At 71.9% G+C, this 21581-nt stretch carries 22 protein-coding genes; 13 read left to right on the top strand and 9 right to left on the bottom strand.

The window, feature by feature from the left end; all coding sequences use genetic code 11:
• Positions 1–309: 309 nt before the first annotated feature.
• Complete coding sequence (locus tag ACTZWW_RS09545) at positions 310–1008, bottom strand: DUF937 domain-containing protein (protein ID WP_444780716.1); 699 nt, start codon at positions 1006–1008, stop codon at positions 310–312.
• 97 nt (positions 1009–1105) lie between these two features.
• Positions 1106–2293, bottom strand: coding sequence for an OpgC family protein (locus ACTZWW_RS09540; protein WP_444780715.1), 1188 nt, complete (start codon positions 2291–2293; stop codon positions 1106–1108).
• Positions 2294–2503: 210 nt separating this feature from the next.
• Between ACTZWW_RS09540 and ACTZWW_RS09535 the strand changes: the two genes are divergently transcribed.
• A complete protein-coding gene (locus ACTZWW_RS09535) occupies positions 2504–2989 on the top strand; it encodes a peroxiredoxin (protein ID WP_444780714.1) in 486 nt (161 codons plus the stop codon).
• Between the two features lie 39 nt (positions 2990–3028).
• Here the strand turns inward: ACTZWW_RS09535 and ACTZWW_RS09530 are convergent, their stop codons facing one another.
• The gene (locus ACTZWW_RS09530) at positions 3029–3268 is read right to left on the bottom strand and encodes a hypothetical protein (RefSeq protein ID WP_444780713.1); all 240 of its coding nucleotides are present in this window, start codon (positions 3266–3268) and stop codon (positions 3029–3031) included.
• Positions 3265–3789 carry a hypothetical protein gene (locus tag ACTZWW_RS09525; RefSeq protein WP_444780712.1) on the bottom strand — a complete coding sequence of 175 codons (525 nt, stop codon included), beginning with the start codon at positions 3787–3789 and terminating at the stop codon, positions 3265–3267. Before ACTZWW_RS09525 ends, ACTZWW_RS09530 begins: the two co-directional genes overlap by 4 nt.
• 215 nt (positions 3790–4004) lie before the next feature.
• Between ACTZWW_RS09525 and ACTZWW_RS09520 the strand changes: the two genes are divergently transcribed.
• From ACTZWW_RS09520 to ACTZWW_RS09505, 4 genes are all read left to right on the top strand, one after another.
• A complete protein-coding gene (locus ACTZWW_RS09520; RefSeq protein WP_444780711.1) occupies positions 4005–4526 on the top strand; it encodes a glycine cleavage system protein R in 522 nt (173 codons plus the stop codon).
• A 66-nt stretch (positions 4527–4592) separates the two neighbouring features.
• Complete coding sequence (locus tag ACTZWW_RS09515) at positions 4593–4823, top strand: hypothetical protein (RefSeq protein ID WP_444780710.1); 231 nt, start codon at positions 4593–4595, stop codon at positions 4821–4823.
• 284 nt (positions 4824–5107) lie between these two features.
• On the top strand, positions 5108–6712 hold the full coding sequence (locus ACTZWW_RS09510; RefSeq protein ID WP_444780718.1) for a histidine kinase famiy protein: 1605 nt from the start codon (positions 5108–5110) through the stop codon (positions 6710–6712).
• A gap of 91 nt (positions 6713–6803) precedes the next feature.
• Positions 6804–7148, top strand: coding sequence for a response regulator (locus ACTZWW_RS09505; RefSeq protein WP_444780709.1), 345 nt, complete (start codon positions 6804–6806; stop codon positions 7146–7148).
• A gap of 10 nt (positions 7149–7158) precedes the next feature.
• On the opposite strand, the gene ACTZWW_RS09500 is transcribed toward ACTZWW_RS09505, so the two are convergent.
• Positions 7159–7449 carry a PilZ domain-containing protein gene (locus ACTZWW_RS09500; protein ID WP_444780708.1) on the bottom strand — a complete coding sequence of 97 codons (291 nt, stop codon included), beginning with the start codon at positions 7447–7449 and terminating at the stop codon, positions 7159–7161.
• A 51-nt stretch (positions 7450–7500) separates the two neighbouring features.
• On the bottom strand, positions 7501–8712 hold the full coding sequence (locus ACTZWW_RS09495; protein ID WP_444780707.1) for an AI-2E family transporter: 1212 nt from the start codon (positions 8710–8712) through the stop codon (positions 7501–7503).
• Positions 8713–8864: 152 nt separating this feature from the next.
• Here ACTZWW_RS09495 and ACTZWW_RS09490 point away from each other — a divergent pair, with 152 nt between their 5' ends.
• The 3 genes from ACTZWW_RS09490 to ACTZWW_RS09480 all read left to right on the top strand — a co-directional run bounded on the left by ACTZWW_RS09490 (position 8865) and on the right by ACTZWW_RS09480 (position 10247).
• A complete protein-coding gene (locus ACTZWW_RS09490; RefSeq protein ID WP_444780706.1) occupies positions 8865–9182 on the top strand; it encodes a hypothetical protein in 318 nt (105 codons plus the stop codon).
• A 118-nt stretch (positions 9183–9300) separates the two neighbouring features.
• A complete protein-coding gene (locus ACTZWW_RS09485; protein ID WP_444780705.1) occupies positions 9301–9672 on the top strand; it encodes a hypothetical protein in 372 nt (123 codons plus the stop codon).
• An 80-nt stretch (positions 9673–9752) separates the two neighbouring features.
• Positions 9753–10247 carry a pyridoxamine 5'-phosphate oxidase family protein gene (locus ACTZWW_RS09480; protein ID WP_444780704.1) on the top strand — a complete coding sequence of 165 codons (495 nt, stop codon included), beginning with the start codon at positions 9753–9755 and terminating at the stop codon, positions 10245–10247.
• 45 nt (positions 10248–10292) lie between these two features.
• Here ACTZWW_RS09480 and ACTZWW_RS09475 read toward each other — a convergent pair whose 3' ends face one another.
• Positions 10293–11156 (bottom strand): YihY/virulence factor BrkB family protein, encoded by an 864-nt coding sequence (locus tag ACTZWW_RS09475; RefSeq protein WP_444780703.1) that lies wholly within the window; start codon positions 11154–11156, stop codon positions 10293–10295.
• 122 nt (positions 11157–11278) lie between these two features.
• Here ACTZWW_RS09475 and ACTZWW_RS09470 point away from each other — a divergent pair, with 122 nt between their 5' ends.
• Complete coding sequence (locus ACTZWW_RS09470; RefSeq protein WP_444780702.1) at positions 11279–12181, top strand: DMT family transporter; 903 nt, start codon at positions 11279–11281, stop codon at positions 12179–12181.
• A gap of 4 nt (positions 12182–12185) precedes the next feature.
• On the opposite strand, the gene ACTZWW_RS09465 is transcribed toward ACTZWW_RS09470, so the two are convergent.
• Positions 12186–15077: a PAS domain S-box protein gene (locus ACTZWW_RS09465; RefSeq protein WP_444780701.1), complete on the bottom strand. Its 2892-nt coding sequence runs from the start codon at positions 15075–15077 to the stop codon at positions 12186–12188.
• A 185-nt stretch (positions 15078–15262) separates the two neighbouring features.
• Between ACTZWW_RS09465 and recQ the strand changes: the two genes are divergently transcribed.
• From recQ to ACTZWW_RS09445, 4 genes are all read left to right on the top strand, one after another.
• On the top strand, positions 15263–17071 hold the full coding sequence (gene recQ, locus ACTZWW_RS09460) for a DNA helicase RecQ (RefSeq protein WP_444780700.1): 1809 nt from the start codon (positions 15263–15265) through the stop codon (positions 17069–17071).
• Positions 17072–17222: 151 nt separating this feature from the next.
• Positions 17223–18620: a VWA domain-containing protein gene (locus tag ACTZWW_RS09455; RefSeq protein WP_444780699.1), complete on the top strand. Its 1398-nt coding sequence runs from the start codon at positions 17223–17225 to the stop codon at positions 18618–18620.
• A gap of 119 nt (positions 18621–18739) precedes the next feature.
• Complete coding sequence (locus ACTZWW_RS09450) at positions 18740–19912, top strand: zinc-dependent alcohol dehydrogenase (protein WP_444780698.1); 1173 nt, start codon at positions 18740–18742, stop codon at positions 19910–19912.
• Positions 19913–19923: 11 nt separating this feature from the next.
• The gene (locus ACTZWW_RS09445) at positions 19924–20427 is read left to right on the top strand and encodes a cyclase dehydrase (protein WP_444780697.1); all 504 of its coding nucleotides are present in this window, start codon (positions 19924–19926) and stop codon (positions 20425–20427) included.
• A 28-nt stretch (positions 20428–20455) separates the two neighbouring features.
• Here the strand turns inward: ACTZWW_RS09445 and ACTZWW_RS09440 are convergent, their stop codons facing one another.
• On the bottom strand, positions 20456–21562 hold the full coding sequence (locus tag ACTZWW_RS09440) for a DUF2336 domain-containing protein (protein ID WP_444780696.1): 1107 nt from the start codon (positions 21560–21562) through the stop codon (positions 20456–20458).
• Positions 21563–21581 lie beyond the last annotated feature (19 nt).

Raw genomic sequence — 21581 nt, 5'->3', positions numbered from 1 at the left:
GCCAGAACAAGGCGGAGTTTCGCAGAGGAATCCTGTAGGGGAAGGTGGCTCGGCGAAGCCGAGACGGATGGGGCGCGGCGCGTAGCGACGCGTTCCGCAAAGCGGAAGCCGGCGTGTCCGCTGCCGCCGTCGCTCTTCGGCTTCGCCGAACGCGCTTCGCGCACCCCATCCGTCACCGCGCTTCGCGCGGCGCCACCTTCCCCTACAGGAAGGAAATCGGCTCCGCCGAAGCGCCTTCGGCGTCCCCCATCCGTCTCGTCGGCTCCGCCGCCGATCCACCTCCCAAGATGGGGGAGGAGCGCCCTCCCCTCACCGCTTGCCCCAGAACCCCTCCATCATCGCGCGCATCATCGCGATCTGGGCGTCCTGCATCTCGCGGCCGGCGTCGATCAGCTTGCGATAGGCGTCGAAGGCGGCCTCGGCGGCGGCCTGGGGATCGGAGGGCGGGTCGGGCTCGGGCTCCGGCTCGGGCTTGGGGGGCGCGCCCATCATCGTGGCGAACATGTCCTCCCAGGGGTTCGCCGCCGGCGCCGGCGCGGGCTTCGCGGAGGGACGGGGCCGGTCGGCCCCTCCCCCCGCGGCATTCAGCTGCGCGCCCATCATCGCCATGCCGTCCATGAGCGTCGAGGCGAGGATCGGCAGCATCTTGCCCGTCGCCTCACCGGCCACGCCCGAGAGCGCGGCCGCCTGCTCGGAGACGCGCGTCACGTAGTCGGGCGAGCCGAACATGGTCGCGAGCGCGTCCGCGCCGGTGTCTCGGGAGCGCTGCGAGAAGGCCGTCTTCGGGTCCGACCAGGCGCCGGAGAAGGCGCCCGTCGCCATCATGCGCACCAGCGCGTCCATCGACTCGGGGCTCGCGGCCGAGCGCTGGAGGCCCATGGCGAAGGCCGGAACCAGGGCCGCCACGGCCTTGCGCGTGTCCTCGGTCGAGAGGCCGAAGGCCTTGGCGAGGTTGTCGAAGGCGGCGCCGCCCTGGGCGGTGCGGATCAGGTCGAAGAGGTTCGTCATCGCGGGCTTTCGCGCTCGTGCTGGCTTCGCGCCATCCTGGGCCAAGGCGCGCGGGAAGGAAACAGCGCTCTCGCGGAAGAGCCTGCCGCGCGCGAGCCTACTCCGCCGGCTTCAGCGCCGCGCCGTCGGCGGATGCGGGAACGGGCTTGGCCGCCTTCGGCTTCCACGGCAAGGCCTTGAACCAGCCGACCACCCAGGCTGTGGCCACCAGCGCCGCGATACCCGCGACGTTGGCGATCGCGTAGGTGACGGGCTCGCGCCCGGCGAAGTCGAGATAGATGCCGGCGAGCCGCGAGACGACGAGCCCCACGGCGAACACCGCCAGGGTCTGCCGGCCCACCATGGCGAGCACGCGCGCCGGCGCGTTGTGCAGGAGCCCGCCCCAGCGGTCGACCACCCACAGCGCGACGTAGGCCAGCGCCAGGAAATGGACGAGCCGCAGGATGCCGAAGCGCGTCTTGTTTATCACCGGCGCGAGCGCCTCGCGCCCCGCGCCGGCCCAGTCCACCGCCTGGAAGATCGGCCAGTAGGCGAAGGGCACGGTGGCGACGAGGATCGCGACGCAGGCCCCGAGCAGCAGCGGGCTCGCCCGCCGCGGTGCCGGCAGGTCACCGCGCATCCAGAAGAAGCCCAGGAAGAACAGGAGCTGCCAGCCGAAGGGGTTGAAGAACCACGTGCGGTCGGACCACGGCTCGGCCGGCAGGTCGAGGAGGCGCAGCTGCGCGGCCACCCACAGCGCCGCGACGAAGGCGAGCGCCAAGGCGAGGCGTGCGCGCGCCAGCACGACCACCACCGGCATCAGCGCCAGGATGACGAGATACATCGGCAGGATGTCGAAGTAGTTCGGCACGTAGGTCAGCGTCAGGAAGCCGACGAGGTTCGTCGCCGTGTCCTCGAAGAAGGGCACGAGGTTGAGCTCCTGCATGTACGTCTTGTCGCCGAAGGGCATGGGGCCCGCGACGGCGACGAGCGCGGCGATGACGAGGAACACCGCCACGTGCACCCAGTAGACCTGCCACACCCGCTGCACGACGCGCGCCGTGCCGATGCCGACCCCCTGGCGATCGAAGACGCGGCCGAAGGCGAGCGCCGAGGCCATGCCCGACATGAAGACGAACATCTCGGTCGCGTCCGAGAAGCCGTAGCGGGCGGGGATGAAGTTCGACCACAGGTTCCACGGCACGTGGGCGATCATGATGATGATCATGCCCAGACCCCGGAACACGTCGAGGCGCGCGTCGCGCGGGCGGGCGGCGGCGGGCTGTCCCGCGTGGCTCGTCGGCATGGCGTTCTCCGGCGTGCTCTGGCTGCGCGGGCTCGTGCTGGGGTGCGGACCACGCCGTTCTACACGCGCGCTGCGCGCGTGCGGGTCACGATGCTGCGAGGTTCGGGCCGCGAGAGAAAAACGCGCCGGGGGCGTGCGCGCCCGCGCCGCATGCTCTAGTTATCGCCCGGCCCGCCCCGAGCGGGCGCACGCACACGGAGATCACGTATCATGACGATCAAGGTCGGCGACCGCCTCCCCGAGGTGACCTTCCGCGCGATGACGCCCGAGGGTCCCGTCGAGCGCCCGTCCAAGGCGGTGTTCGAGGGCCGCAAGGTGGTCCTGATCGCCGTTCCCGGCGCCTACACCCCAACCTGCACGCTCAACCACGTGCCGGGCTACATCGCCCACGCCGGCGCCATCAAGGGCAAGGGCGTCGATGCGATCGTGGTCACCGCCGTGAACGACCCGTTCGTGATGGGCGCCTGGGAGAAGTCGCTCGGCGCCGACGGCAAGCTCGAGTTCGTCGCCGACGGCAACGGCGACTTCGCCCGGGCGATCGGCCTCGAGCTCGACGGCTCGGGCTTCGGGCTCGGCCTGCGCTCGAAGCGCTACTCGATGATCGTCGAGGACGGCGTGGTGCGCGCGCTCAACGTCGAGGACGCGCCGGGCAAGGCGGACGCGTCGGGCGCCGAGGCGCTGATCGCGCAGCTCTGAGCGCCCGACCCGCCCCATCGGGCCGGGTCCGACGGCGCTCTAGAAGGATGGGGACAGCTCCCGCGGTGCCGGCCGCCGCGGCGGCTCCTCCTCCGGCTCCGCCAGGGCGTAGGCGATCAGGTTCGCCTCGGTCTCGGCCATGGCGGCGCGGGCCTCGAGCTTGCGGCGCATCTGGGCGGAGGTGCCGCGATAGCGCTGCGCCTTGTCCCGGGCGAGGCGGGCGCGCCGGCGCGCGGCGGCGAGGTCCGCGGGCGTGTAGACGCCATCGATGCCGATCACGACGGCCTCCCGCAGGCGAGGGGCCGTTCGGCCGGCCCGAGGAGCGCGGCAGCCGCGGCGGCGGTGCGTGCGACGCGGCCCTCGGCGGCGCCCGTGCCGTCCGACCGGGCGCGGGCGACGTGCCCGAGGAGCGCGACCTCGTCGGCGGTGGCGCGGCAGCAGGAGGCCGGCAGCACGGCGAGCGGTCGACCCCCATGCGCCTCGAGCGCCCGCACGAGCCCGGCGAGCGCACCGACGAGGAGGGCGGCGCGCTCGGGCGCGAGCGCCGCCTCGGCCTCGGCGAAGGCGGCCTCGATACAGTCGGTCTCGCCGGTCGCGCGGGCGCCGGCCACGTATCGGGCGACGGCCAGCGCCAGGCGGGCACCCGCATCGGGGCAGACCTCGGAGACGCGGCGCGGCACCGCGCCCGCACGAGGGCAGGGCGACTCGCAGGGGATCGCCGCCGCCTCGACGGCGGTCGGCAGCGGCGGCGCCGCCGCGCGTCCCGGCGCGCCGAGCGGATCGATCGGGGTCTCGGTCATTGCAGCTCTCCAGACCGCCGGGTTCAAGGCCCGGGCTCGAAGCTTCTCCCCACCATGCCGGACGCGGCGCCCCGGTCAAGCAAAAACATCATTCAAATCAATAGCTTAGAATTAGAAAAGGTCGAAGCTGGACCGCATGCGGACGCACCCCGGCTTGACAGGCACGCGCCGCGGGGGCTCGTCTCGACGAAAGGCAATGCCGGGAGGAGGCGAGCGTGAGCGTCGAGATGGTCATCAGCGTCATCGCCCGCGACAGGCCCGGGCTGGTCAAGCGGCTCTCGGCGCTCGTCGCCGGGGTGGGCGGCAACTGGATCGATTCGTCCATGGCGCGCCTCGGCGGCGCCTTCGCCGGCATCGTGCGCGTCTCGCTGCCGGAGGGCGCCGCCGGCGAGCTCGAGGCGGCGCTCGACGGCCTCGCCGAGGAGGGGATCACGGCCCTCGCACGGCGGTCCGAACCGCAATCGCCGCCCGCGGGGCAGGCGGCGGTGCTCGAGCTCACCTGCTCGGATCACCCGGGCATCGTGCGCGACATCGCCGATCGGCTCGCGGCGCGGAAGGTGAGCATCGACGAGCTCGAGACCGAGGTCTTCTCCGGCTCGATGTCCGGCGATGCGCTGTTCTCGGCCAAGGCGCGCATCGTCCTGCCCGAGGGCGTCTCGGCCGCCGTGGTGCGCGAGGACCTCGAGGCGATCGGCCTCGACATCATGGCCGAGATCGTGCTGCGCGAGACCGCGTGATCCGGCCCGCGGCCGCGCGAACGCAGGCGGCCCCTCCGCGTTGTCCATGACGAGACGGAGGGTCCCATGAACACCCCGACGAGCATCCCGACGGAAGACGAACGCGAGCATGGTCGCGATCTCGCGCCCGAGCCGAAGCCCGCGCGCGAGACGCCGGAGCGCGACCGACACGGGCGCCTGCCGCCGGCCGGTCCCCACGACTCCCCCGATCTGACCAACCCCGACGCGACACCGGGCACCGGCGTGCTACCCGGCCGCGGCCGCGAAGGCGTCGACACCGATCCCGGCGGCGGCTGAGCGCGGCCCCTCGACTCCCGCACCCCACGCGTTATCTACATCATCCAGGCGTGTGAGCCGTCTGCCGGACGGCCCGCGTGGCAGCACGATCCCGGGTCGCTTCCTCGCGGAAGGCGGTCCGTCTTCCCCCGGAGACCGGCGTGACGACGACGAACGAGCCCGAAGAGCCTCATCACGCGGAGGAGCCCTCCCGGGCGAACGAGCGCATCCCCCCCGACGAGCCCTTCCACGCCGACGCGAACGAGAGCGACGGCCGCGTACGCGACGGCGCAGAGACCTCGCGGCTGTCGCGCGGCGGCAACGCGCGGGGCGAGGGCGTGCAGGACCGGCACTCGGACATCTTCTTCGCGGCCGTCGAGAAGACGCGCATGCCCATGATCGTCACCGACCCGCGGCAGCCGGACAACCCGATCGTCTTCTGCAACCGTGCCTTCTCGGCGATGACCGGCTACGCCATGGAGGAGATCGTCGGCCGCAACTGCCGCTTCCTGCAGGGGCCCAAGACCGATCGCGACGTCGTCGCCCAGGTGCGGCGCGCCGTCGACGAGCGGCGAGAGATCGCCGTCGAGATCCTGAACTACCGCAAGAACGGCGCGGCCTTTTGGAATGCTCTGTTCGTCTCGCCCGTCTACGCCGACGACGGCGAGCTCGTCTTCTTCTTCGCCTCCCAGCTCGACGTCACGCGCCGGCGAGACGCCGAGGACGCGCTGCGGCAGTCGCAGAAGATGGAGGCGCTCGGACAGCTCACGGGCGGCATCGCGCACGACTTCAACAATCTCCTCCAGGTCGTGAGCGGCTACGCCGAGATCCTAGACGGCCAGCTCGATCTGATGCCCGAGCGTCCGCCGAAGATGGAGCGTGCCGTCGCCCAGATCCGGATCGCCTCCGACCGTGCTGCGACGCTCACCCAACAGTTGCTCGCCTTCGCCCGCAAGCAGCGGCTCGAGGGGCGCGTCATCAATCCCAACGAGCTCGTCGAGACGCTCTCCGAGATGGCGCATCGCACGCTCGGCGACGCGGTCACCATCGCCGTGGACCCCGCGCCGGACCTGTGGAACGCGCGGCTCGACGTGGTTCAGGCCGAGGTCGCGCTCCTCAACGTGCTCATCAACGCCCGCGACGCCATGCCCGGCGGCGGTCGCGTGACGCTCTCGACCCGCAACCGCGAGATCACGCCGGGCGAGGAGGGCGCCTTCGACGACATCCCCGCCGGCCGCTACGCCATGATCGCGATCACCGACACCGGCGTCGGCATGCCGCCGGAAGTGGCGCGGCGCGTCATGGACCCGTTCTTCACGACGAAGGACGAGGGCAAGGGCACCGGTCTCGGCCTCTCGATGGTCTACGGCTTCATGCGCCAGTCCGGCGGTGCCGTACGGATCTACTCGGAAGTCGGCCGGGGCACGACCGTGCGGCTCTACTTCCCCGCGGCTGCGGACGACGTCGAGGCGGACGCCGCGCGCCCGCGCGGCGCGACGGGCGCGCGCCTGCGCGAGCAGGACGGCGGCACGGAGACGGTCCTCGTCGTCGACGACCGGGTCGAGGTCGCGGATCTCGCCGAGAGCATCCTCACCGACTTCGGCTACCGCGTGCTCAAGGCGGGCGACGCCGCGCAGGCGCTCGACGTGCTCGACGGTGCCGACGGCGTCGATCTCCTGTTCTCCGACCTCGTCATGCCCGGCGGCATGAACGGGGTGATGCTCGCCCGCGAGGCGCGCCGCCGCCAGCCCAGGCTCAAGGTCCTGCTCACCACCGGCTACGCAGAGGCCTCGCTCGAACGCCAGGACGCGGGCGGCACGGAGTTCGACGTCCTCGACAAGCCCTATCGCCGCACCGAGCTCGTGCGTATGGTGCGACGCGTGCTCGACGGACCGACCGGCGTCGGCTGAGCCGGCGAAATGGCGTCGGGGCCGGACCCAGCGGCAAGCTCGGGCGTTGTCGAGCATCCATTCCTGTCCTGGTTCCTGGAGTACGCTCGCGATGCACACCATCCTCCTCGTCGACGACGATGCCCTCACGGCCATGGGCTCGGCCGACCTGATCGAGGATCTCGGCCACACGGTGCTCACCGCCCATTCCGGTAAGGAAGCCCTCGCGATCGCGGCGGAACGGCCCGATCTCGACCTCGTGGTCACCGACCAGTCGATGCCGGGCATGAGCGGCGTCGAGCTCGCCAAGGCGCTCCGGGCCGAGCGCCCGGCGCTGCCTGTGATCCTCGCCACCGGCTACGGCGCGCCGCCGGAGGGCGAGAGCCTGCCGACCCTGCCCAAGCCCTACGACCAGGCCCAGCTCGACGCGGCGATACGCAGCGCGCTCGCGCGCTGAGTGCGCGCCCTCAACGGCCGCGGAAGCGGACGCCGAGCCGCGTCGGACTGCGACGGACGACGTCGCAGACTCGGCGGATGGCGTCCGTGCCGTTGATGAAGAGCATGAAGGTGTCGGGCAGGGCCTCGGCCCTCGAGCAATGCACCTGCGCACCGCGATGCGAGATGTCGACGACCGTGCAGGCATAGCGCAGCCGGCGCGCCGGGTCGTAGGCGACGCTCGGGATGCCGATCGTGCGGCGAATCTCGCGGCGCCGCTCGTCTCCCGGCGCAGCGCCGTCGTACAGCCAGCCGCGATTCATGCCGTCCTCCCGGTTGTGGCCCGACGATACCCCCCGAACGTGATCCGTTCCTTAACTCTTCTCCGCCGATGCATCCGATCGCGCCGCGGGCTCCTCCGCCGTACGCGTCAGCGAGCCGCCGAGGAAGACGCCGAGCATCTGCCAGGACGGGAGGTGGTCGCACACCGTCTTGATCACGACGAGGAGCGGCACGGCGAGGAAGACGCCGACGGCCCCCCACAGCCAGCCCATCGCCGCGACGCCGATGAGGATCGCGATCGCGTTGAGCTCGAGGCGCCGGCCGAGGATGAGGGGCGTCACCACGTTGCCCTCGAGCGTCGTGCAGGCGAGGTAGACGAGCGGCGGTGCGAGCGTGGCGCCGAGCCCGTCGAACGCCACGAACGAAACCGCCGCGACGATGGCCACGCCGAGAAACGCGCCGATGTAGGGAAGGAAGTTGAGGAGCGTCGCCATGGCCCCGAACAGCGCGGGGGTCGGCATGCCCACGGCCCACAGCAGCAGGCCGACGACGATGCCGAGCGCCGTGTTGATGAGCGCGATCGTGAGGAGGTAGGTCGAGATCGATCGCTCGATGGCGCGCCCGATCTCGACCGCCGTGCGCTTGTCGTGGAAGGTCGGCATCACGTGCACGATACGCTCGTAGATCCGGTCCCCGGACGCGAGCAGGAAGGCGGTGAGCAGCGCCGCGATCGCGACGATCGCGGCCCCACGCAGCACGCCGCTCGAGGCGGTGGCGAGGAAGCCGCCCTCGCGCACGACCACCTCGTCGACCCCCGGCGCGGAATCGCCGCCGGTGATGGCGTCGACACGTTCGCTCGCCTGCTCCACGGCGGCGAAGGACGCGCGCAGGCTCTGCAGCTCCCGCTCGATCTCCCATCCGATCTGCGGGGCGCGGGCGACCCATTCCGACAGGGGATAACTGAGCGTGTAGGCGATGAGGGCGAGCGCGCCGGCGAGCGCGGCCACCAGCAGCGGGGACGTGAGCCAAGCGGGGATGCCGCGCCGCGACAGCAGGCGGACGATCGGGCTCAGCGTCAGCGTGACGACGAGGGCGAGCGCGAGCGGCAGGATCAGGTCCTGCGCCACGTAGAGCGCGCCCGCGCCGAGCACGACGGCGCAGACGTGAATGGAGAAGGCGATCGATCGCGTGAGGCGGGCATCGACGATGGGGCGCGGCGCCTCCTCGGCGGCGAGGGGCGGTCCCTCGCGCGGCTCCGGCGGCTCCGGCCGCCTCTGCTTCAGCATGTCGGCGGCCTCGTCCACGATGCGCATCCTCGGTTCGACCCGAAGAACGGCGCAGCTCGCGACGCGGTTCCACAAGAAACGGGACGGGTCGCGGCGCGACGCCGCAGGTCTTCTGCTAAGCTTCGCATCGGCGGGTGCGAAACCCGCGAGCGAATCGGGAGCGGCGGGCGATGGATGTCGGGCTCCTCTACGGCGGGCTTCTCGCGGCGGGAGCGCTCTGGGGCGTGCTCGCCGGGCTGGTCGCCGACCGCGCGCTCGGCCTGCCCGCGTTCGCGCTCGGGCTCATCCTCGCGCTGGCGACCCAGGTGATCGCCGACACGCTGGCGGAGGCGGGCACGTTCCCGACGATCTGCCGCGCGTTGATCCTCGCCGCCGCCCTGCAGGTCGCCTACGCGCTGGGGCTGCTGGTGCGGCGGCTGCGCCGCGGCGGGACCGACGAAGGCGGCTCGGCCCGCGAGCGGTCGCGCGCGCTCCCCGAGCGGCCCTGATCCGAGGAGCGGCCCTGATCCGAGCCGCCCGAGCCGCGCTCCCCTCCACTTCGAACGGCCGGGCTCTTCCGAGCGTTGTCGCGTCACACACCGCGAACACGCGAGAAGGAGAGCACCCATGGCGACACGCTTCGAGAACGGCCCGCCCGGCTACGGCGACATCTACGGGGACGAGCGCCGCGAGGGCATGCGTGCCCGCGTGGAGGTGCGCCGGGCGGCGCGCTACGCCCGCGACCACATGCCGGCCGTGCCGCCGACCCGTCGGCTCGCGACGGCGAGCGTCGGCGCCGCCGCCGTCGGCGCGCTCGCGGTGGGCGCCTTCGCCATCGGCGCGCTGGCGATCTCGCGGCTGGCGATCGACCGCATGGGCATGCGCCAGGGTCACATCGGGTCGCTGACGATCGACGAGCTGCGCGTGCGCCGCCTGCGGATCGACCGCCAGGACGGTCCGGATTCGCGCCCGCGCTACGCCTCCATGCGCCGGGTGTGACGCTCGGCTGCGCGAACCAAATCGGGCCGCGGGCCGTTCACCGGGCCGAAACGAGACAGCCCCGAACGAGGAGGCCCGAGATGACGACCGACCCCAAGGCGCGCGAGAAGCTCTTCGACCTGATCGAGGACGTGCGCGTGGCGATGATGACGACCGTCGAGGCCGACGGCTCGCTGCGTGCGCGCCCGATGTGGACGCAGAAGCCCGACGCGAACGGCGACCTCTGGTTCGCGACTCGAATCGACAGCGCCAAGGCCCGCGAGATCGGCCGCACCCATCGGGTCGGCCTCGCCTATTCGGAACCGGACGACCAGGACTACGTCTCCATCTCCGGCCGCGCCGAGATCGTGCGCGATCGCGCCGCGATCGACGCGCACTGGCAGGAGGGCATGCGCACCTGGTTCCCGAACGGGAAGGACGACCCGGAGCTCGCCTTCGTCAAGGTCACGCCCGAGTACGGCGAGTACTGGGACGCGCCCTCCTCCAAGATGCTCCACGTCTACGGCTACGCCAAGGCCGTGGTGACCGGGGAGCCGCCGCATCATCCGGGGAACCAGGAGAAGGTCGACCTCTGACGCCCGAGGCCGATGCACGCGCCGCGCTCGCTTGGGGCGCGGCGGTCACGTGCGCACGGCGCGGCTCTTCTTGGCGCTGCGGTCGAGCGCGATCGCGGCGCCGTTGATCTCGCCTCCGACGATGAAGATCACCGCGATCGTGTAGAGGAAGATCAGCGACATCATCGCGGTCGCGAGCCCGCCGTAGGTCGAGGCGTAGGCCCCCGGGAAGTGCGCGAGGTAGACGCCGAAGGCGATTCCGCCGACCGTCCACAGGACGAGCGTCACCGCTACGCCGGGCAGCACCGAAACCACGCTGCGTGTCCCCGCCGCGAGGAACTTGTGGGTGATCACGAGGGCGATCGCGATGAGCAGCGTCGTCGTCCCGAGCCGCACGAGCCCCACCGTCTGCGAGAACGGCGCGATCGCCGGAAAGAAGCCCGTCGCCGCCCGCCACAACAGCGGCCCGAGCACGACCGCGAGCGAGAACACCATCATCACCGCCGCGACGATGACCACGAAGACGATCGATTCGAGCCGCGTCACGTACCACGCCCGGTTCTCCCGCACCCCGTAGGCGCGGTTGAGGCCGACCCGGAGCGCCTCGATGCCGTTCGAGGAGAACCACAGCGCCAGCGCCGCGCCGATGGTGAGGAGGTCGCCGCGCCATTCGGTGAGCACGGTGCGCACCTCACGCGCCAGCGGCTCGGCGATCTCGACCGGCAGCACGTCGAGGATGATCTCGGTGGCGTTGTCGGCGAGCGTCCCGAACTCGAAGGTCGAGGCCAGCGCGGTCAGCAGGATCAGGAACGGGAAGAACGAGAACAGCGCCGAGAGGGCGATATGGCTCGCGATCGCCCAGCCGTCGTGCAGCAGGAAGCGGTCGTAGGCCAGGTTCAGGACGGCCAGGATCTTGCGCGCACGCGCCAAGTCGAGCTGCCTCCGCTGCGGCCGGGCCGGCGCGGTCCGCCGGCTCCTCCCCTCGCAGATGGCGCAAACGCGCACGCGAAGCAAGCTGGCGTACGCCGCCGCCACCCGATATGCCATGTGCGATGTCCGCACGTACCGACGAGACGCCCGCCGGGGCGGGTCCCGACATGGTGGCGCGCCTCGCGCCGCCGCTCTTCGTCCTGATCTGGGCGACGGGCTTCATCGTCGCGCGCCTCGTCGCACCGGACGCCGACCCGCTCACGTTCCTGTGGATACGCTACGTGCTCGCCATCGCCGTGCTGGCGCTCGTGGCGTTCCTCGCCCGCGCCCGCTGGCCCGACGGGCTCGCGGGCTGGCGCGACGGGCTGATCGCCGGCGTACTCCTGCACGGCGCCTATCTCGGCGGCATCTTCTGGTCCGTCGGGCACGGGCTGCCGGCGGGGATCGCGGCGCTCGTCGCCGGGCTCCAGCCGCTGCTCACGGGGCTCCTCGTCGCCCCGCTCCTCGGCGAGGTCGTCTCGCGCCGGCGCTGGCTCGGCATCGTCGTGGGCTTCGCCGGAACGCTCCTCGTCATCCTGCCGCGGCTCGGCGAAGCCGGCGGCATCCCGCTCGTCCCGCTGGCGATCGCCTTCGGAGGCGTCGTGGCGATCACGTTCGGGACGATTTGGCAGAAGCGCACCGCGGCGGGCGTCGACCTGCGCACGAACACGGTCGTGCAGTATTGCGGCGCGCTCGCCTTCACGCTGCCGCTCGCGCTCCTGCTCGAGGCGGGGGAGATCGCCTTCACGACGGAGGTGATCGTCGGCCTCGCCTGGGCGGTGCTCGGGCTGTCGATCGGGGCGATCTCGCTGCTCCTCGTGCTGATCCGCCGCGGCGCGGTGGCGGGCGTCGCCTCGCTGCTGTTCCTCGTGCCGCCCTGCTCGGCGGTGATGGCCTATCTCCTGTTCGGCGAGACCCTCGCGCCGGTGCAGATGCTCGGCATGGCGGTGGCCGCCGCGGGCGTCGCGCTCGCCAGCCGCGGCTGACGGGTCAGGAGGCGCGTGCGCGGCCCGCCAGCGCACGCGACAGGTCCTCGGCGCCGTAGGGCTTGCGCACGAGCTCGAAGCCGCCGAGCCCCTCCTCGGCGAGCACGTGGCTGTAGCCCGTCGTCAGCACCACCGGCAGCGCCGGGAGCCGTGAGCGGATCGCACGCGCGAGCGCCACCCCGTCCATGCCCGGCATCACCACGTCGGAGAAGACGACGTCGAAGCGCTCCGGCCCCTCGTCGAGCGCGGCGAGCGCCGCCTCGCCATTCGAGACCCAGGTCGTGTCGAAGCCGAGGTCCTGGAGCGTCTGGGTGGCGAAGGCGCCGACCTCACGATTGTCCTCGACGACGAGCACGCGCCGCCCGCCACCGTCCGCGAACGGCCGGGCATCGTCAGTGCGGCCCGCCGGCGCGCGCGCGGGCGGCGCGATGCGCGGCAGGCAGAGCGTCATCACCGTGCCCTCCCCGACCGTGCTCTCGGCCGAGACGTCTCCCCCCGACTGCCGTGCGAAGCCGAAGACCTGGGAGAGCCCGAGCCCGGTCCCGCGCCCCACCTCCTTCGTGGTGAAGAACGGCTCGAAGATCCGAGCGAGCGCGTCGGGCGGGATGCCGGAGCCGGTGTCGGCGAGGGCCACGGAGACGCGAGCGTCCACCTCCGGCGCGACGGTCAGCGTCAGCCGCCCGGCGCCCTCCATCGCGTCCTTGGCATTGAGCGCCATGTTGACGAGCGCGGTGTCGAACTGCGCCTGGTCCGCCTCGATCCAGCAGGGCTCCCCGGGCGCCTCGACCACGATCTCGATACCCGCGCCGAGCACGGAGCCGAGCATCTCGGCCATGGCCGCGACGCGGGCGCCGACCTCGAAGGGCACGGGCTCGAGTGCCTGCCGGCGGGCGAAGGCGAGGAGCTGGCCGGTCAGCTTCGAGCCGCGGTCTACCGCCTCGGAGATGGCCTCGACGTAGCGCCGGCGGCGCTCCTCGGGCAGATTCTCGCGGCGCAGGAAACCGACCGAGGTGCGTACGATCGTGAGCAGGTTGTTGAAGTCGTGGGCGATTCCGCCGGTGAGCTGGCCGATCGCCTCGAGCTTCTGGGACTGGCGCAGTTGCTCCTGGGCCGCCTCGAGCTCCGCCTGGCGGGCCATGTCGTCGGTCACGTCGCGCCCCACCGCGTAGACGAGCTCGCCCTCGGGCGCGGCGCCCCAGGATATCCAGCGATAGGTCCCGTCCTTGTGGAGGTAGCGGTTGAGCCGCCCGGTGACGGCGTGCCCGTCGCGCAGGCGGGCGAGATCCTCCTCGTCCGCCGCGACGTCGTCGGGATGCTTGAAGCGCCGGTGGCGGCGCCCGACGATCTCCTCGGGCTCCCAGCCGAGCACCCGCGTCCAGGCCGGGTTGACGCTCACGAAGGTGCCGTCGACGTCCATGACGACGAACAGGTCCTGGCTCTGGCGCCACATCCGGTCGCGCTCCTCGGTGCGCTGCGCGACCTCGGCTTCCAGCGTCTCGGTGAGGCGCTGGAGCGCCTCCTCGGCATTGCGTTGCGCGGTGATGTCGGTGTTGCTGCCGAACCAGCGCACGATCGCGCCGCTCGCGTCGCGGATCGGCACGGCGCGGCTGAGGAACCAGCGATACTCCCCGTCCTTGCCGCGCAGCGGGAACGTATCCTCCCAGGGTGTGCCGGCGGCGAAGGCGCGCGAGAGCTTGTCCGTCACCCGCTCGACGTGGTCGGGATGGTGCACCGCACGCCAGCCTCGGCCCTGCATCTCCTCGAGCGTCGTGCCCGTGTAGTCGAACCAGCGCTTGTTGTACCAGTGGATCCATCCGGTCTCGTCCGCCGTCCAGACGAACTGGCTGATGTTGTCGGCGAGCTCGCGCAGCCGCGCCTCGCTCTCGCGCAGCTCCGCCTCGGCGCGGGCGCGCTCCACCGCCTCCCAGGTGCGCTCGCCGACGTCGCGCACGAGCGCGAGGTCGTCCGGCGACCAATGCCGCGGCGCGGCAGCGTGCACGAAGAGCAGGGCCGCGAGCCTGCCGGCCCGCACGAGCGGCAGGGCGACGTGCGCCTTCACGCCGACCGCCGTGTAGGCGTCGCGCGTCGTCGCGCCCCAGGCGAGCGGGTCCGCGGTGACGTCCCCGATCGCCACCGTGCGCCCCCCGCGCAGGGCCGCCTCCATTCCCGGCCCGTAGCTCGCCAGCCGATGCCGGCCGACGATCGAGGCGATACCCTCCGCGCTCCAGTCCGCGTGCACGACGGCGGTGGCGCCGTCCGGCTCCATCTCGGCATAGCCGACGCGATCGACGCCGAGCCGCCGCGCGAGCATCTCGCCGGCGGCCGCCATGATCGCGCGCGGCGCCTGGATCTCCCGCAGCCGCGCCTCGAGCTCCCCGCGGAACGCCGCGCGGCGCCCGGCGACGATTCGCTCCGTCACCTCGACGCAGGCGCAGTAGACGCCCTCGACGCGGCCCGCCTCCTCGTCGCGCAGGGGCGCGTAGAAGAAGGAGAAGAACGTCGTCTCGGGATAGCCCTTGCGCAGCATGACGAGCTCGAGCGCGTCCATCGAGGTCGGCTCGCCGGCATAGCCGCGCTCCATGATCGGCCCGACGCTCTCGACGAGCTCCGACCAGATCTCGAAGAACGGGCGCCCGAGCGCCCGCGGGTGCTTCGCGCCCAGGATCTCGGCGTAGGCGTCGTTGTAGAGCGTCGTGCGCTCGGCGCCCCAGACGACGAACATCGCCTGGTTCGCCGCGAGGATCACGCCGACGATCGTCTTGAGCGGCTGCGGCCAGTGCTCGGGCGGGCCGAGCGCCGTGGCCGACCAGTCGTGGACCCGCATCCGCGCACCCGTCTCTCCGCCTCCTGCGAGGAAGGCGGGCGGGCTCGGGCGGGCCTCGTCGGGGGAGCTCATCGGGCAGCCTTCATCTCGCTCGCGCGCAAGCGCTGTGTCCGTGGCAATCTAGACAAATCCGGGCGATATGCGAGCGTGGCCGTTCCGCGGCGCCCGGCCCCGCCCGCGACGTCTTCCCCGCGGCCCTCGTTCCGTGCCAGAAGGACGCCGCGGGCGCCCCCCCGCGTTCGCGAGCCCGGAGCCTCATGCCGACCATCGCCGACACGCTGCGCGTCCTCGAGGACGTCTTCGGCTACCCGGGCTTCCGGCCCGGGCAGGAGGACGTGGTGCGCGCCGTGCTCGACGGCGAGGACGTGCTCGCCGTGATGCCCACCGGCGCGGGCAAGTCGCTGTGCTACCAGCTGCCGGCACTGGTGCGCGACGGGCTCACGGTGGTGGTCTCGCCACTGATCGCGCTGATGCGCGACCAGGTCGCGGCGCTGCGCAACAACGGCGTATCCGCGGGCGCGCTCAACTCGGCCAACGACGAGGCGGAGGCGGCACGGGTGCGCGAGGAGCTGCGCGAGGGGCGGCTCAAGCTCCTCTACGTCTCGCCCGAGCGCCTCGGCTCGGAGAGCCTCGCCGACTTCCTGATGCGCCGCGGCGTCTCGCTGCTCGCCATCGACGAGGCGCACTGCGTCTCGCAATGGGGCCACGACTTCCGGCCCGACTACGCGCGGCTGGGCGACGTGCGCCGGCGGCTCGGCGACGTGCAGACGATGGCGCTGACCGCGACCGCGGACGCCGCGACCCGCGACGACATCGCCCAGCGCCTGTTCCCGGCGACCACGCCGCGCATCTTCGTTCACGGCTTCGACCGGCCGAACCTGCGCCTCGCCATGAGCCCGAAGACCGACGCGACGCGCCAGATCGCGGCCTTCCTCGCCAAGCACCGGGAGGAGAGCGGCATCGTCTACTGCGCCACGCGCAAGGCCGTGGAGAGCCTCGCGGACAAGCTCGGCGGCCTCGGCCTGCGGGCCCTGCCCTACCACGCGGGTCTCGCGCAGGAGACCCGCCAGGCGAACCAGGACACGTTCCTCCAGGAGGACGGGATCGTCATGGTCGCGACCGTGGCCTTCGGCATGGGCATCGACAAGCCGGACGTGCGCTTCGTCGCCCACGCCGCGATGCCCAAGACCATCGAGGCCTACTACCAGGAGATCGGCCGCGCCGGGCGCGACGGCGCGCCGGCGGACACGCTGACCCTCTACGGCCTCGACGACATGCGGCTGCGCCGCCAGCAGATCGCCGAGAGCCAGGCGCCCGACGAGGTCAAGCGCATCGAGTACCGCCGTTTCGATGCGCTCGTTTCCCTGTGCGAAGCGCCGCGCTGCCGTCGGCAGACGCTGCTCGCCTATTTCGGCGAGACCTCCGAGCCCTGCGGCCATTGCGACCTGTGCGAGGGCGGCGTGACGCTGTTCGACGCCACGCGCGAGGCGCAGATGATCCTCTCCGCCATCGCGCGCACCGGCGAGCGATTCGGCTCGGAGCACATCGTCTCGGTCCTGGTGGGCGACGAGACCGACCAGGTGCGTCGCTTCGGGCACGAGGGCCTCCGCACCTTCGGGGTGGGCCGCGACAAGGCCAAGACCGAGTGGCGCGGGCTCATCCGCCAGGTCTATGCCGGCGGTCTCATCGAGAACGATCTCACCGGCTACGGCGCCTGGCGCATCACCGAGCGCGGCGACGCGGTGCTGCGCGGCGGCGAGACGGTGACGCTGCGCGCCGACGTCCATGCCCCGAAGGACACGAAGAAGGCGCGCCGCGCGGCGGCGATCGCGGATGCGGGGCTCGCCTCCGATCCGCTCGTCAAGGCGCTGCGCGCCCTGCGCACGCGCCTCGCCAAGGACGAGGGCGTGCCGGCCTACGTCGTCTTCACGGACCGCACGATGATCGATATCGCCGAACGCCGCCCCGGCTCGCTCGACGCGCTCGCCGCCTGCCACGGAGTCGGCAAGAACAAGGTCGCGCGTTACGGCGAGGAGATCGTCGCAACCGTGCGTGAGGCAGGCTGACGATCAGCCGTTGTTTCCCTTGCGTCACTCGATCAATTTCTCGGAAACTACGTGACGAATGCCCGTCGGATGCAACGGGAATTCTACCTCCCTCTTAGGGCTGCCTTAATCGGGCCGGCGCATCCCTGGTCGCGTGCCAGGAGGTGCAGCCATGGGTCTCAGACGTCGGGTGCGCGAGGCGATCGCGGCGAGGAGCGGTAACGTCGCCATCGCGTTCGCGCTGGTGATGGTGCCGCTCTTCGGCCTCGTCGGGGCGGCCGTCGACTACACCCGTGCACGCAACGCCGCGGACCGCATCCAGCTCGCCCTCGACAACGCCGCGCTCGCGGCGGTGCGCGATCCCGACGCGACCACGAAGGAGTCCCTCGTCGCCTTCGCCCGTCAGCAGCTCCAGGCCGTGCTCGGCCCGGACGCGTCCCTCGTCATCGCCGAGCTCGACGGCGACAAGGTCGACGAGACCGTGTGGCTGCGGGCCCGGGTGCAGGTCGCGACCACCTTCATGCGGGTCGTCAACGTCGACGACGTGTCGGTCTCGCGCTACAGCGAGGCGAGCTACGGCCGCAAGTCGATCGACATCGCGCTGGTCATGGACAACACCGGCTCGATGGGCTCGCGCTCGAAGATGACAGAACTCAAGCGGGCGTTGTGCGGTGATGCGTCCTGCACGAACGCGAACCCGACGAGCGGCTTCATGCACATCATGCGCGAGGCGGCGAGCGGGCCGAACCGCATCCGCGTCGGGCTCGTCCCCTTCGACATATCCGTTCGGGTGCCGCAATCGGTCCAGGACACGGTGCGCACCGCCCGCCCGCTGACCTCGCGGGTCACGGTGCCGCCGCGCGGGAGCGGGTACTGCACGGTTCCCGGGGGACCGATCGACGTGGAGCGCGTCTCCTGGCTGCGCTTCGCCGCCGCCGACGCGGACCCCAGGACGGGGTGCTCGTCGTGGGGCCGGGCGACGCCGGCGACCTGGGACGGCTGCGTCTGGGATCGGGACCACATTCCCGACGACCTCGACGTCACCGACGCGGACGTCGATGTCGACGACCCGCGCACCCTCTTTCCGGCGGTCAATTGCGCCAATACGCGGCTCGCGCGCATGGCGCCGCTCGCGGACGTATGGACGCAAAACGCCTCAATCGTCTCCTCGATCCGCGAGATGGAGCCCAGCGGCAATACCAACGTCACGATCGGCGCGGCCTGGGGCACGGCGATGCTGACGGAGCGCGAGCCCTTCGTCGAGGCGGGGACGATCGCGGGGGACGAGGTCGAGCGCTTCATGATCCTGCTCACGGACGGCGACAACACCCAGAGCAAGTTCAGCCGCAACAGGAACGACATGGACGCGCGCACGCGCGCCGCCTGCGACAGCGCCAAGCAGGCGGGCATCGTCGTCGTCACCGTGCGCGTGATCAACGGCAACCGCGATCTCCTGCGCCGCTGCGCCACGTCCTCGGACCTCTACTACGAGGTCTCCCAGGCCTCCGACCTCAAGCGTGTCTTCGACGAGATCGCGCGCCGCATCGGCTCGATCCGCCTGACGCAGTGACGGGGCGCCTGCCGCGCTGGGGAGACGCATCCCGAGCGCGGCCGTGGGAACGCCTCCGCGGCCTTCGTGTTCACAGGGCCTGCGGACGGCCGGAGCCTCCGCGCAACCGGAGGCCCCGCATGAGAGCGCTGAGCTGGCACGGCAAGCACGACATCCGCTGCGACACCGTTCCCGACCCGCAGATCGAGCATCCTCGCGACGCCATCGTGCGCGTCACCAGCTGCGCCATCTGCGGCTCGGACCTGCACCTGTACGACGACTTCATCCCCGGCATGAAGCCCGGCGACATCATGGGCCACGAGTGCATGGGCGAGGTGGTCGAGGTCGGCCCCGAGTCGCGCCATGCGCTCAAGCCCGGCGACCGGGTGGTGATCCCCTTCACCATCTCCTGCGGGGAATGCCCGCAGTGCCGGCGCGGGAACTACTCCGTCTGCGAGCGCTCGAACCGCAACGCCTCGCTCGCCGAGAAGGCCTTCGGCCGCACGACCGCGGGCCTGTTCGGCTACACGCAGCTCACCGGCGGCTATCCCGGCGGCCAGGCCGAGTTCATCCGCGTCCCCTTCGCCGACAAGACGCACGTGAAGGTGCCGTCCACGCTCTCCGACGAGCAGCTGCTCTTCCTCTCCGACATCCTGCCGACCGGCTGGCAGGCGGCGGTCCAGCTCGGCATCGAGGACACCGACACGGTCGCGGTGTGGGGCTGCGGCCCGGTCGGCCAGTTCGCGATCCGCTCGGCGGTGCTGCTCGGCGCGAAGCGCGTGATCGCCATCGACCGCGTGCCCGAGCGCCTCGACATGGCCGCCGCCGGCGGCGCGATCACGATCAACTTCGAGGTCGAGAGCGTGATGGAGCGCATCGACGACCTCACGAACGGCAAGGGCCCGGAGAAGTGCATCGACGCCGTGGGGCTCGAGGCGCACGTGTCGGGGCACGTCGATTCGATGTACGACCGGGCCAAGCAGGCGGTGATGGCCGAGAGCGATCGCATCCACGCTCTGCGCGAGATCATCTACCTGATCCGCCCGGCCGGCACGATCTCCATGCCGGGCGTCTACGGCGGGCTCGCCGACAAGGTCCCTCTCGGCGCCCTGATGAACAAGGGCATCACCGTGCGCACCGGCCAGACGCACACGCAGCGCTGGACGGACGACCTGCTGCGCCGGATCGAGGAGGGTCAGATCGACCCGACCTTCGTGATCACCCACGTCGCCGATCTCGCCGACGGGCCCGCGCTGTACGAGACCTTCCGCGACAAGAAGGACGGCTGCGTCAAGGTCGTGCTCAAGCCCTGAGGAGAGCTCCCATGCGCTACGAATCGACCGGCTCGCCCCGCCGCGGGCACCCCGATCGCGAGACCGATCGCCTCGCCCGCGGGCTCGGCCTGTTCTCCATCGCCCTCGGCGTCGCCGAGCTCGCGGCGGCGCCCGCGCTCGCACGCGCCGTCGGCATCCCGGGCCGCGAGGGACTGGTGCGGGCCTGCGGCGCCCGCGAGGTCGCGACCGGCGTCGCGCTCCTCGCCGCAGACGATCCGGCGCCGTGGATGTGGGCGCGCGTCGCCGGCGACGCCCTCGACCTCGGGCTCCTCGCCACGGGCCTCGACGACGGCTCACGGCGGCGTGAGCGCGCGGGCCTCGCCATGGGCGGCGTCGCGGCGATCGCGCTCCTCGACCTCGCGGTGGCGAGGACGTTGGCCGGAGAGGACCGCCACCCGCGGCCGCCGCTCGCGGACTACCGCGACCGCCGGGGCTTCCCGCGTCCGCCGGAGGCGATGCGGGGCGTGGCGCGGGAGGCGGCGGGGGTCTACTGACCGGCGCGCCTCGCCTGGAACTGCGCCCTCACATCCCCCCGTCGCGACCGAACCGCTCGCGCGCGGCGGCGAAGCGCAGGACGCGCTGGGCGCTCTGGACGGAGAGCTTCTCGAAGCTCTCGAAGGCGGCCTGGGTGAGTTCGAGCGGGGGCGTGCGGCCGGCCTTCTTGGTGAGCAGCAGCTTGAGCGTCGCCCAGGTGAAGTCGGTGGCACGCACCACGAAGAGCAGGGCCTCCCAGTCCGGCGCGTGGTAGGCGTTCGCCACCATCTCGACGGGGATTGCGCCGATGTGCGCGATCGCCGCGAGCGCGTCCTCGATGCGGTTTCGGTTGAGCCACTCGACGACGTCGCGCTCCTCGAGCTTGCGGGTGCGCGCGCGGGCGCGCACGAAGTCGACGGAGCCGGCGAGGTCGGCCTTGGCCACCTCCGGCGCGTCGGTGTCCGCCATGCGCCGGGCGAGATCCTCCACGACGGAGTCGATCGCGCGCTGCATGCGCTGGCCGAGCTCGTCCTGGAGCGTCTCGCGCACGCGCTCGCGGGCGATCTCGACGAGCTTCGACACCTGCTCCGGCGAGAGATGGCGGCGCGCCTCGAGCACCTCCTGGAGGGCGGAATCGGCGCGGGCGCGCTCGAGCAGGGTCGAGAACCCGCGCTCGGAGAAGCGCGCGCCGTCATTGTCCGCCACCGAGCGCACCACAACCGTGTCACCGCGGTCGATCAGCACGTCGGTGACGCGCGCGGAGAGGCTCACGCGCCGCGAGAGCGCGAGCAGGTGCTCCTGCCCCTTGCTGTTCGCCACGGCCACGAGATCGTCCTCCGACAGGCGTCGGCTGCGCGCGAGAACGGGGGCTGCGACCGCCACCTCGTCGTCGAAGGCGAGATCGCGCACCACCTGGCGCGGGGCCATCGCCTGGTCTGCGAGGCGCTCCGAGAGCTCGATGCGCGCACGGAACTCCAGGTTCCGCGCGAGCCGCAGGATCACCTCGTCGAAGGCGCCGACGCGCTCCTCGTCGAGCTCGGGCGCCTTCTCCAGGAAGAGGTTCGTGATCTTGCGCAGCATGGCCGTGCGACGACGCGCGTCGGCGCTCGACACGATGTCGTCGATCTCGTCCATCACGCTGATGAGTGCCACCATGTCGGACCTTTTGGCTCCT

The sequence above is a fragment of the Salinarimonas sp. NSM genome (assembly GCF_052380005.1).
In the GTDB taxonomy this organism is placed as follows: Bacteria; Pseudomonadota; Alphaproteobacteria; order Rhizobiales; family Beijerinckiaceae; genus Salinarimonas.
Note: the sequence above shows the minus strand (reverse complement) of the source record. Positions and strands in the feature narration are given on the sequence as shown.